Source organism: Aminipila terrae, assembly GCF_010120715.1.
Taxonomy (GTDB): Bacteria; Bacillota; Clostridia; order Peptostreptococcales; family Anaerovoracaceae; genus Aminipila; species Aminipila terrae.
The window spans coordinates 683,716-695,674 of sequence record NZ_CP047591.1 but is presented as its reverse complement, the minus strand read 5'-3'; the positions used below and the strand labels follow the sequence as shown (position 1 = coordinate 695,674).

General features: G+C 38.1%; 9 protein-coding genes. 7 read left to right on the top strand and 2 right to left on the bottom strand.

From position 1 onward, the window contains the following. The first annotated feature begins 10 nt into the window (after positions 1-10). The 3 genes from cobK to cobA are packed head-to-tail and all read left to right on the top strand — an operon-like array spanning position 11 to position 3,714. A complete protein-coding gene (cobK, locus tag Ami3637_RS03220) occupies positions 11-1,267 on the top strand; it encodes a precorrin-6A reductase (protein WP_162361295.1) in 1,257 nt (418 codons plus the stop codon). A gap of 13 nt (positions 1,268-1,280) precedes the next feature. Further along, a complete protein-coding gene (hemC, locus tag Ami3637_RS03215) occupies positions 1,281-2,165 on the top strand; it encodes a hydroxymethylbilane synthase (protein WP_162361294.1) in 885 nt (294 codons plus the stop codon). A 1-nt stretch (position 2,166) separates the two neighbouring features. After that, positions 2,167-3,714: a uroporphyrinogen-III C-methyltransferase gene (cobA, locus tag Ami3637_RS03210; protein WP_243158094.1), complete on the top strand. Its 1,548-nt coding sequence runs from the start codon at positions 2,167-2,169 to the stop codon at positions 3,712-3,714. A 79-nt stretch (positions 3,715-3,793) separates the two neighbouring features. On the opposite strand, the gene Ami3637_RS03205 is transcribed toward cobA, so the two are convergent. Continuing rightward, complete coding sequence (locus Ami3637_RS03205) at positions 3,794-4,513, bottom strand: GGDEF domain-containing protein (RefSeq protein WP_162361293.1); 720 nt, start codon at positions 4,511-4,513, stop codon at positions 3,794-3,796. A gap of 23 nt (positions 4,514-4,536) precedes the next feature. Next, positions 4,537-6,324, bottom strand: a complete 1,788-nt coding sequence (locus Ami3637_RS03200) for a transporter substrate-binding domain-containing protein (protein WP_162361292.1) — start codon at positions 6,322-6,324, stop codon at positions 4,537-4,539. A 572-nt stretch (positions 6,325-6,896) separates the two neighbouring features. Between Ami3637_RS03200 and Ami3637_RS03195 the strand changes: the two genes are divergently transcribed. The 4 genes from Ami3637_RS03195 to Ami3637_RS03180 all read left to right on the top strand — a co-directional run bounded on the left by Ami3637_RS03195 (position 6,897) and on the right by Ami3637_RS03180 (position 11,950). Continuing rightward, positions 6,897-9,611 (top strand): valine--tRNA ligase, encoded by a 2,715-nt coding sequence (locus Ami3637_RS03195; protein WP_162361291.1) that lies wholly within the window; start codon positions 6,897-6,899, stop codon positions 9,609-9,611. Positions 9,612-9,691: 80 nt separating this feature from the next. Then, positions 9,692-10,393 carry a bifunctional folylpolyglutamate synthase/dihydrofolate synthase gene (locus tag Ami3637_RS03190; protein ID WP_162361290.1) on the top strand — a complete coding sequence of 234 codons (702 nt, stop codon included), beginning with the start codon at positions 9,692-9,694 and terminating at the stop codon, positions 10,391-10,393. Then, entirely contained in the window at positions 10,354-10,986 is a 633-nt protein-coding gene (locus tag Ami3637_RS03185) for a glutamate ligase domain-containing protein (protein WP_162361289.1), read from the top strand. The genes Ami3637_RS03190 and Ami3637_RS03185 overlap by 40 nt, the downstream gene beginning before the upstream one ends. A 34-nt stretch (positions 10,987-11,020) precedes the next feature. Next, positions 11,021-11,950, top strand: a complete 930-nt coding sequence (locus Ami3637_RS03180) for a YegS/Rv2252/BmrU family lipid kinase (RefSeq protein WP_162361288.1) — start codon at positions 11,021-11,023, stop codon at positions 11,948-11,950. The last annotated feature ends 9 nt before the right edge of the window (positions 11,951-11,959 follow it).

Below are 11,959 nucleotides of genomic sequence, written 5' to 3'. Positions count from 1 at the left end.
GAGGGCAGCCATGAATATTTTGGTGTTTGCTGGGACTACAGAAGGCAGATTGTTAATTGAAACACTTCTGGACATGAAAAAAGTATCTGTATGTGCCTGTGTAGCTACTGAATATGGAAAAGAAATACTGGAACAGGAACCTGGGGAAAACCTTGAAATTAACACAGGCAGACTGACCGTAGAAGGAATGCAGCAACTGATGGCAAGGGGATTTGATATGGTCATTGATGCCACACATCCCTATGCAACCCTTGTAACGGACAATATAAAAGAAGCTTGTCATCAAACAAATATAAAATATATCCGATTACTCAGGGAAAAAACCCAATTTGGATCGGATTGTGTGTTTGTGGAGAATACAGATGCAGTAATCAGGTATTTAAATACGACTGAAGGGAATGTGCTTCTGACAACTGGCAGCAAAGAACTGGCCAGATATACGGAAGTTAGGAATTATCAGGAAAGGCTTTATGCAAGAGTACTTCCCATGGAACCGGTTTTGGCAAGTTGCAATGAACTTGGATTTTCTGGCAGGCACTTGATTTGTATGCAGGGGCCCTTTTCCTGTGAGTTAAATGTAGCAATGTTAAAGCAACTCAACTGTACTTACATGGTTACTAAAGACACAGGCACCGAAGGGGGCGCTTATGAAAAATATCAGGCCGCCCAGAATGCAGGCGCTACATTAATCGTTGTGGGAAGAGGAGAACAGGATTGTGGAATGTCTCTCCCTCAGGTTATACAAGAAATTAACAGGGATTTAGCCATGCCGGAATTGGCAGACTGGTTTCCTATGTTTATAAATATTAAGGATAGAAATATTGCAATTATTGGTGCCGGAAAAATCGCCAGCAGACGAATCAGGACTTTGCTTCAATTTTCATGTAATGTAAGAATTGTGGCTAAGGAAATTCCTGAGGAAATAAAACAGATGATTAACGAATATGTTAATATAGATGAAAAAGCAGGGCTAAACAGATCTATAGAACTTCTTGAAAAGGAATTTGATATGGAAGATGTTAATGGAGCCCATATGGTTTTAGCAGCAACAAATAGCAGGGAGGTTAATGAGAGCATTGGAATACAGTGTAAAAACAGAGGCATTCTGGTAAATGTGGCTGATAAGAAGGAAGAGTGTGATTTTTATTTTCCAGGTGTGGTTATACAGGGAAATCTGGTTACTGGAATTACCGCTCAAGGCAAAAGCCATAGCCTTGCTAAAAAAGGCTCGGAGGTTATTAAAAAAGCATTAAGAGATATGGATTAAAAAGGAGAGAAAAATGGCCAGAGGGAAAATAATTGTAGGGAGCAGGGACAGCAAGCTGGCTGTGGCTCAGTCCAGGCTTATAATGAATCAGATAGCAGAGGCGCATCCTGAAATTCAACTGGAACTTGTAACCATGAAAACCACAGGAGATCTGATTCTGGATAAAAGACTAGATAAAATTGGTGGAAAAGGCTTGTTTGTAAAAGAATTGGATAAAGCTTTGATGGAAGGCAGAATTGATATCTCCGTACATAGCCTTAAGGATTTGCCCATGGAAATTTCACAGGAACTTCCCCTGGTAGCTTTTTCAAAAAGAGAAAATCCCTTAGACGTATTAGTTTATCCGGAGGGGGCACAGTCTGCCAATGAAGAACTTCCTTTGGGAACTTCCAGTTTAAGAAGAGAACTCCAAGTTAAAGAACTCTATCCGGACTGGAAAGTGGAAAGTGTCAGAGGAAATTTGCAGACCAGGTTATCAAAGCTTGACAGTGGCCAGTATGGCTCGATTATACTGGCATATGCAGGTATATCCAGGTTAGGTCTGGAAAAACGTATTAGCAGAGTGTTTACAGCAGATGAAATAATACCTCCGGCAGGACAGGGGATTATAGCTGTTCAGGGAAGAAAAGGAGAAGATTATTCTTTCTTAGATTGTTTAAATGATAAGTCTTCTGAAATCTGTGCAAAGACAGAACGGGCATTTGTTAGCTATTTAGATGGAGGATGCAGTTCTCCCATTGGAGCGTTCGCTGAAATATCTGGTGATGAAATTTTAATAAGAGGCCTTTACTATAATGAAGACACCAAACAGTACCATAAGGGAAAAATATCAGGAAAAACTGGAGACGGGGAAAACCTTGCCGTGGAATTAGCTAAGCAGTTAAAGGATGGTAAATAAAATGATGAGAGACTGTAAAAATGGAAAAGTATGGCTGGTAGGAGCAGGACCTGGAGATGCTGGGTTGTTTACAATAAAAGGTAAAAAAGTTTTAGACCAGGCAGATGTAGTTGTTTACGATAAATTAGTAGGACAGGGTGTTCTGGGAATGATTCCTGACCAGGCAGAATTGATTTTTGTAGGGAAAGTTTCTGGCAATCATGCTGTTCCCCAGCACGAAATTAACCAGATTCTTTTAAGAGAGGCTTTAAAAGGGAAAAGAGTAGTACGTTTGAAGGGCGGAGACCCATTTGTTTTTGGACGGGGCGGTGAAGAACTGGAACTGCTTTGTAAAAACGGCATTCCTTTTGAAATTGTACCAGGTATTACTTCGGCAGTTTCTGTGCCTGCCTACAATGGTATTCCTGTTACCCATCGGGATTTTGTATCTTCGCTCCATATTATAACGGGGCATACAAAGAAAAAAGAAGAGGCAGAAATAGATTATCATTCACTTGTTAAGCTGGGAGGTACGTTTGTATTTCTTATGGGTATCAGTGCTATGCCAAAGATATGCCAGGGATTACTGGAGGCTGGAATAGAACCAGATATGCCTGCTGCTGTTTTGGAAAGAGGTACTTCTGCACATCAGCGAAGAGTGGTTTCGGATGTTACCAATTTAACGAAAGATGCAGAAAAGGCTGGAATTAAGACTCCTGCCATCATTGTTGTAGGAAAAGTGTGTGCTTTGGAAAAAGAGTTTCACTGGGCAGAAGACAGACCTCTTGGAGGATTAAAGATAGCTATCACAAGGCCAAAGGACAGGGACTCCTCACTAGCAGACAAACTGTCCATGCTGGGGGCTGAAATCATGCTTATGCCTGCTATTGAAACGAAAGAAATCAAGAACAATAAACCCCTGGAAGACGCTATTCATGATATACGAAGATTTGATTATATTGCATTTACCAGTCCAGTAGGGGTAACAGCCTTTTTCAACAAGCTGCGGGAAATGAAAAAAGATATAAGAGATTTAGGAAGTATCAGATTCGCCGCTATAGGAACTGCTACCCGAGATGCAATAGAAAAGATGGGGATTCTGGTTGACCTGATGCCTGCCGTTTATAGTGGCAGAGCTTTGGGAGAACTGATTGCAGCCAGATCTGCAGAGTTAGGATCCAAAATTGGAAGGAAGCCTGAAATTTTAATTCCAAGAGCCAGGATTGGAACAGATGAAGTGACGACACCTCTTGAAGAAGCTTCCATTAAGTTTACAGATGTAGCTGTGTATGATACCTTTGAAGCGGAAAGCAATGAGAAGGCTGAATCTGGAAACTCCCATGGAACGTTAATAGAGTTTGCTTCAGAAGAAGCGGATTATGTAGCCTTTACCAGTGCATCTACGGTCAGAGGATTTGCAGCTTCTTGTGGGTTATCCAATTTTTCTGATGTAAAAGCCGTATGTATTGGTGAAAAGACAGCAGAAGAAGCAAGAAAATATGGAATGGAGATTCATATCTCTAAAGAAGCTACTATAGACAGTATAGTGGAATGCTTTTTAGGCTTATAAGCCAATAAGATAAAAATAAGACTCTGACATAGGAAAATACCTAAGCCAGAGTCTCTGTTTTATGAAAGTCATTTATTTGTCAGGGAATTAAATACCACTGGTTTTTGCCTTGTTGCTTAGCCTGATACATGGCACGATCTGCGTACCAGTATAAATCTTCATAAGTAGAGTTTACTTTTTTCATCACAATGCCAATAGAGCAGGTTGAGAAAAGTTTATCTGAATTAAAGATCAAAGCTTCTGATAGTAGTTTTGCTTTTTTTCTGACTTCTTCTATATCATGAACATGTTTCATGAAAACGGTAAATTCATCTCCACCCAGTCTGCAGATCAAGTCTTCTGATCTAAAGTGTGAGGTCAGAATATTAGCTATATTAAGCAACAGTTCATCTCCAGATACGTGGCCGTGCTGGTCATTTACATGTTTAAAATTATCGATATCAATTAAAAACATAGCTCCCGATTCATCATCCATATGTTCAGCCAGATACTGCATGGTGTATTGTCTGAAAGCAGCACGGTTCAGGAGATTGGTAAGAGAATCTTTCGTGGCCTTTTCTTTAAAAGACATTTCTTCAGTTATATCTTCTGACACTCCTAAAACGCGGATTGGTACGCTGTTTTCATCAAAGACTTTCGTAAGTGTGATTCTCATCCATATATAATCCTCATACTCAACTTTAGAATCAGCAAGGCGTATTTGAAAAACTCCTGAAACAATGGATTCGGAGCCCTGTATTTTATAAAATAACTGACAAAAAGAGTCTTTGCTGTTCTCGTGTACATAACCAGTATTCACCAGTACCTCAGGAACCCCGTAAATCAACTGGTTCGGACCAAATATTTTTTTGAGCCAGAGGGTTGTATTAAAAGCTTATTTTTAAAGTCATAGTCCCATAAGCTGATATTAGTATGCATAAGCGCCAGATTAATTCTTTCATCATTCAGATATTTTTCCTGTTTTGCATTATGCTTCGCTGTTCTTAATGAAACCAGACCAGCAAGCAGAAGGGCTCCTAATATGGATCCTGCCGCCATAAACTCATAGGGGTGTAAAGTAATATAATCTGATAAAGAGGCATTTTCTTTATAAAATAAGATATTCTTGTAGAAAATATCATCGAAGCTGCGTCTTGGTATATTGGCCAGTGACTTATTTATGATACTATAAAGTAAATCGTCACTGGTATTAGTAACAGCCAGTGAAATCTCATAATTTAAATCATAGGTGGTAAACATTTTTAAGTTAGAGTAATAGGAATGGGATAAAAAATAATCCGCACTGTAAGTTGAGGCAAAAGTAATATCTGCATCGCCTTTGTCTACAGCATTGATACATTCTTCCAAAGTATCATAGTAAATATAATGGGTATACAGCTTTTCACGTTTGAGTTTTTCTGTTAAAAAGTATCCCTTTTCCACCGCTACGGAAAGGGACTTGTCATTATAATTTTTTACCTTTTTGTTGTATATAGCACTAACTGGCAGATCTAAATAAGAAGTGGTCAATCTGGAATGATGTTTTTCAGCCCATTTATAATCTGAACCAAAAGTGGCGATAAGCTGGATATGATTCTTTTTAGCATTTTTCAGGGCAGAATCATATGAAGTTGTGGGCGCATAAGAAAATTTCAGTCCAGTCTGCTTACTGATGAGTCTCAATAAGTCTGCTGAAATACCGCAAACCCTCCCACTTGACTTATCATAGTATTCAAAGGGTGCGAAATAAGGGTCATAAGCCACTCTGACCACTGGATTGGATTTGATATATTGTAATTCTTCAGGAGAAAGTTTTAATTGGGATGAATAAGAATCCTGAAAATACTTAGTTAATAATTTCTTTGAAAATAAAGGACGATTGACTTCAATCTGTTCCACTGCAGAAGACAATGCATCCAGATTCTCCCTATTGTTTTTTGACATTGCAAAATAATAGGGAGAAGGATTCAATCTGACAAGAACACGTTCATTTTCTATGGACCTGAAATTATTTGCATAAATCAGATCTATAGTATGAGTTTTAAGCAGTGCTTTTTTTAGCTGTTTCATGGTGTCATAGGCTTTCAAAGAATAATTTTTTACCCCATTCTCTTTTAAAAAGGCTTTAATTTCATCATCTCTTGAACTACCTCTAAAGGTACCGATTACCACTCCGTCAAGAGAGGAAAAATCTGAACAGGTATATTTAGTATTGTCAGAAGCTGCACTAAGACAACTGTAATTTATATTATAGGGAAAAATTGGATACAGGTATAAATCAGATCTTTCCGGCGTTTTACGCATACTGCCCATGATATCTATTTTGCCTTGTTTTAGCAAATCCAAGGCTTCATAGTAGGTTAACCGGTGTTTGCCATTTTTATCTTCTGTGTAATAAATGAAGTTGTATTTCCATCCTGTATATTTGGAGATTTCCATAAGATATTCATAACCATATCCGCTTAGATTTCCATCCTGGTCTACATCATTAAAACCATCAAGTTCAAAAAAGCCTACTTTAATGGGACTTTTTTTTACTTCATCAGCATAGGAAGGTGATAAAGTAGAGACTATAAGTATAATCAGGGCAGCAAAGCATAAAATTTTTCTGAATAATGAAAATCTATACATAATGGATACCTATCTTAATTATGATTAAAATCATGTAATCATATTACAAAAAATAATTATAAATGTGGTTGAAAACTACAATTTATTATATACGTTAATGAATTGAAAAGCAATGGGGATTTTACGATAAATGCTTGAAATTTCAATTATTATGACCATTAAAATGGAGGCACTGAAAGGACCCGATTCGGGAGGTTTAAATTTTTGGCTTGACAATTGACGGAAATGTTATAAACTAATTAAATAGAATTAAATATTAAAACTATAAATAGAGGAGTAAAAAAGGTTCGCACTTAGTCAAGGTCGTAATTTATTTTATGGATTGACGTTAGAGAATGAAATCCCCGGCTGTAAGATTTCAAAGAAAGCGTGTTTTGAAGGTTGCTTAACGTTCTGTTCGTTTTGAACAGTGGAAAATATGGTTTTATACTAAATGAGTGCTGCATACTTAATCGTGTGTGGAACAAAGGTGGTACCGCGGAATTTTATCCGTCCTTTGGCAGTAACTTGCCCAAAGGGCGGTTTTTTAATGCCATATTGAGGCAGACATTATAAATAAAGGAGAAGAAGTTATGGAAAAAAATCTGGCAAAAAATTATAACCCAAAAGATTTTGAAGACAGAATATATAATGAATGGGAAAAAAAGGGCGCATTCAGGGCAGAAGTAGATAAGGATAAAAAACCTTTTACAATTGTAATGCCGCCGCCTAATATTACAGGACAGCTACACATGGGACATGCACTGGACCAGACTCTTCAGGATGTGCTTACAAGATGGAAGAGAATGCAGGGTTACAGCTCTTTATGGCTGCCGGGTTCAGACCATGCCAGTATTGCTACAGAAGTTAAAGTGGTTGATAAAATAAGAAAAGAAGAAGGCAAAGAAAAAGAGGAACTAGGCAGAGAAGAATTTTTAAAGCGTGCATGGGCATGGAAAGAAGAATACGGTGGAAGAATCACAAAACAATGCCGTAAGCTGGGAGATTCCTGTGATTGGGAAAAAGAACGTTTTACCATGGATGAAGGCTGTAATAAAGCAGTAAATGAAATGTTTGTAAGGCTTTATGAAAAAGGACTTATATACAGAGGAAACAGACTGATTAACTGGTGCCCTGAATGTGGAACTTCACTTTCTGATGCAGAAGTAGAGCATGAAGACAAAAACGGTAAATACTGGTACTTCAAATATCCTGCTGCTGATGGAGGCGAAGGTATTGTAGTAGCTACTTCAAGACCTGAAACCATGTTTGCAGATGAAGCCATAGCTGTACATCCAGATGATGAGAGATATAAAGATATGGTAGGGAAGAAAGTGATTCTTCCTCTTGTGGGAAAAGAAATTCCTGTTATAGCGGATATGTACCCAGATCCTGAAAAAGGAACTGGGGCTGTAAAGATTACTCCGGCTCATGACCCTAACGACTTTGAAGTGGGAGAAAGACACAACCTGGCAAGACCTTCCTGTATTAATGATAATGCCACTATGAATGAGCTGGCAGGCAAGTATGAGGGCATGGACAGGTTTGAGTGTAGAAAAGCCTGGGTCGCTGATCTTGAAGCTGCAGGATTCTTAGTAAAGACAGAAGAAAAAGTTATTCCTTCAGGAGAATGCTACAGATGTCATACGGTTATAGAACCTATGCTTTCCGATCAATGGTTTGTAAAAATGGAAGAACTTGCAAAACCTGCTATTGAAGTAGCTAAAAATGGAAAGCTGGAGCACGTACCAGAGAGATTTGAAAAAATATATCTGCACTGGCTGGAGAACATCAGAGACTGGTGTATTTCCAGACAGCTTTGGTGGGGACACAGAATTCCTGCTTATTATTGCGAAGATTGCGGAGAAATGACCGTTGCAAGAACAGCACCTGATAAGTGTCCAAAATGTGGAAGCACGAAGATAAGACAGGACGAAGATGTACTCGACACATGGTTCTCCTCTGCATTGTGGCCATTCTCAACTTTGGGCTGGCCTGAAAAAACTCCTGAACTGGAATATTTCTATCCAACGGATGTACTTGTGACCGGCTATGATATCATTTTCTTCTGGGTGGTTCGAATGGTATTTTCTGCCCTGGAAGTAACGGGAGAATCACCATTTAAATATGTTTATGTTCATGGCCTTGTAAGGGATGCGGAAGGCCGTAAGATGAGTAAGTCTTTAGGAAATGGAATTGATCCTCTGGAAATTATTGACCAGTGTGGTGCTGATGCACTTAGATTTATGCTTATGACTGGTATAACTCCGGGAAATGACATGCGCTTTAAGGAAGACAAACTGGAATCATCAAGAAACTTTGCCAACAAGCTTTGGAACGCTTCCAGATTTGTTATTATGAATCTACAGGACGAAGAAGGCAATTTCAGGGAAATGGCCTGTGGATGCCAGGGACTGGATAAGCTGTCCCTGAAAGATGAAGATAAATGGATTATAGCAAGAGTTAATGATGCAGTACAGTATGTTACAGGATCCATGGATAAATTTGATCTTTCACTGGCAGGACAGAGAGTTTACGAAGTAATCTGGAATGAATACTGTGACTGGTATATAGAACTGGTAAAGGGCAGATTATATGGAGAAGATGAGGAAGATAAAAAGGTTGCAAGATATGTGCTTGTTCGCGTTTTAAAGGATATGCTGAGACTTCTTCACCCATTTATGCCGTTTATTACAGAAGAAATCTGGAGCTTCCTTCCAAAAACAGATAAGGAAAAATCAAATGCAGAGGCAGCAGGAAATCCGCAAGGCTTCCTGATAAAAGAGAACTGGCCGGTATTTGACAGTTCACTTACTTTCGAAGAAGAAGTAAAAAAGCTTGATATGGCTATGGAGGCAATCAGGAATATAAGAAATATCAGAGCTGAAGCTGAAGCAGCACCAAGCAGAAAGCTTAGGGCAATTATTCTTTCAAAGGGCAGGGATTTAGAGTTTATTAAAGCTGGAGAAAGATATATCAAGGCCCTGGCAAACATTACAGAGATAAACTTTACAGAAAACAAATCTGAGGTACCAGAAGAAGTTATGTCAGCTGTGATGGGCGGTGTTGAATTGTTTATCCCATTGGATGATCTGCTTGATTATAAGGCAGAATTTGAAAGGCTTACCAAGGAAAAGGCAAGGCTTGAGGGAGAAGTGAAGAGAGTTGTTGGAAAACTTAACAATCAGGGCTTTGTGGCAAAAGCACCAGAAAAGGTAATTAATGAAGAAAAAGAAAAGCAGGTAAAGTATGAAGATATGCTTGCAAAAGTAACAGCAAGACTTGCACTTGTGGAAAAAAAGCTGTAAAATAAAATACAAATTAAAAATTTACACCCCCATTAGGTTTTATACTTATTGGGGGTATTGTGGTTGTTATGGGAGAATAAATGGATAAAAAGAATACGATTAATAAATTTAAAGAATTTGAACGCTTTGGCAGCAGGCTTGGGCTTGAAAGAATGGCCACTCTTATGGAACTTTTAGGTAATCCGGAAAAGAATTTAAAATATATCCATGTAGCAGGAACCAATGGAAAGGGTTCTGTCTGTAAATATATTTATGAAGCCTTACAAGGAAATGGCTATAAAGTTGGGCTGTTTACCTCTCCGTTTCTAGAGGTATTTAATGAAAGAATAGAATTTGACCATCAGTTGATCTCTGATGAAGATCTTGAAAAATGTACCAATATTGTACTTGAAAAGATAGATATAATGCTTTCAAAGGGACTAGATTCCCCAACAGAATTTGAAGTGATAACAGCGGTGGCATTTGTATATTTTAATATGAAGAACGCTGATTTTGTGGTGCTTGAAGTGGGACTGGGTGGAAAAGGAGATTCAACCAATATTATTGAAAAGCCTCTGGCTTGCGTCATAACTTCTATTTCTTTTGATCATATGGACAGACTGGGAGATACTATAGAAGAAATAGCCGCAGAAAAAGCTGGAATCATAAAAGAAGGCGTACCTGTTATAATAAATGTAGAAAGACCAGAAGCGGCTAAAGTCATAGCCAGAAAAGCATACGAAAAAATTGCGTGCTCCATGATGTGGCAAAAATTAAGTATGCCGTTACAGAAAAAAGTATAGACGGATATAAAATGGATACTAACATTTACAGTACAGATTATTCTGAAGTTGAAATAAGTATGGTGGGAAAACATCAGGTACAAAATGTTCTCACAGCTCTTGTTACACTGGAACTTCTCAGAAAGGCTGAAATTATAAAAGTAGAAAGAAGCCGTTTATATGCTGGATTGAAAAAAGCCAGACAAAATGGAAGATTTGAGGTTATGGGTAAAGAACCTTATGTTATAATAGATGGAGCACATAATGAAGATGGAGCAGCAGCCTTACGTAAAACTACAGAAGACTTGCTGCCTGAAAAAAAATTGCTTTTCGTCACTGGAATGCTGGGGGATAAGGATATAAGCAAAATACTGGACAGTTTTACAAAGATGGCAGATGATTTTGTTATTACTGAACCTGATAATCCTCGAAAGTGTCCGGCTATGGAATTAACCAGGGCTTTGCAGGAAAGAGGAAAAAACTGTATTACAATTGAAAATCCAGTTGAAGCCTGTAAATATGCTTTAGAACATAAAAAAGAATATGATGCTGTTATGTTCGCAGGCTCTCTTTACCTGATTGGACGAATCAGGAGTTTATTAAAAGATAATTAGGATAATTTCACAGGGATAAGTTTGGAGGTTTAAGATGAACAGCAAAGGCACAGAAAGAAAAAGAGTATTACTATTCTATAATCCTCATTCAGGAAATGGGATGTTTAAAAATAATTTAGATCTGATTATTGGCAGATTCCAAAATGCGGGGTATATAATTGAACCTGTCAGAGCCGCTCATGGAGAAGCTCTGGATAATATTTTTAAATATATGGACCAGAGTAAGTTTAACCAGGTTATCGCAGCAGGCGGAGATGGTACTATAAATATTTGTGTAAATGCTATGCTGAGAAATAATATTGAACTACCCCTTACGGTTATGCCTGCAGGGACAGCAAATGATTTTGCATATTACTTTGATTTGCCTCATGATATTAATGAAATGCTCGACATTGCTCTTGGAGGAAAGTTTACTTATGCAGATGTAGGCAAAGTAAACAACAAGTATTTTATAAACGTGGCGGCTATGGGGATGCTGGTAGATGTAAGCCAGAAAACCGATCCAAATCTGAAAAATACTTTAGGAATTCTGTCATATTATCTGAAAGGGTTGACCGAAGTTACAAATCTCAGGCCCATACCTGTGAAATTAACTAGTAACGAATTTTCCGGGGAGGAAAATATGTATTTTATGCTTGTTATGAACGGAAGATCAGCAGGAGGGTTTAAGAAAATTTCACCCAATTCAGAAATAAACGATGGATTACTTGATGTAATGCTGTTTAAGGAAATGCCAGTCCTGGAATTTGGACCACTGCTTTTAAGCATTTTACAGGGAAATCACCAGGAAAATAAGAATGTTATTTACTTTAAGACCGATGATTTATTAATTGAATCCCCAAAAGATGTTTCTACCGATGTAGATGGGGAAAAGGGAGAAAAATTCCCATTACATTTTTCTGTATTACCAAAGAAGCTGAGAATCTCAACATTATACCAAGACATGAAGGGACCTTTCTGGTGATATAACTAA

Coding starts and splice junctions, on each gene's coding strand:
- cobK (WP_162361295.1), top strand. CDS start 11: ATGAATATTTTGGTGTTTGCTGGGACTACAGAAGGCAGATTGTTAATT.
- hemC (WP_162361294.1), top strand. CDS start 1,281: ATGGCCAGAGGGAAAATAATTGTAGGGAGCAGGGACAGCAAGCTGGCT.
- cobA (WP_243158094.1), top strand. CDS start 2,167: ATGATGAGAGACTGTAAAAATGGAAAAGTATGGCTGGTAGGAGCAGGA.
- Ami3637_RS03200 (WP_162361292.1), bottom strand. CDS start 6,324: ATGTATAGATTTTCATTATTCAGAAAAATTTTATGCTTTGCTGCCCTG.
- Ami3637_RS03195 (WP_162361291.1), top strand. CDS start 6,897: ATGGAAAAAAATCTGGCAAAAAATTATAACCCAAAAGATTTTGAAGAC.
- Ami3637_RS03190 (WP_162361290.1), top strand. CDS start 9,692: ATGGATAAAAAGAATACGATTAATAAATTTAAAGAATTTGAACGCTTT.
- Ami3637_RS03180 (WP_162361288.1), top strand. CDS start 11,021: ATGAACAGCAAAGGCACAGAAAGAAAAAGAGTATTACTATTCTATAAT.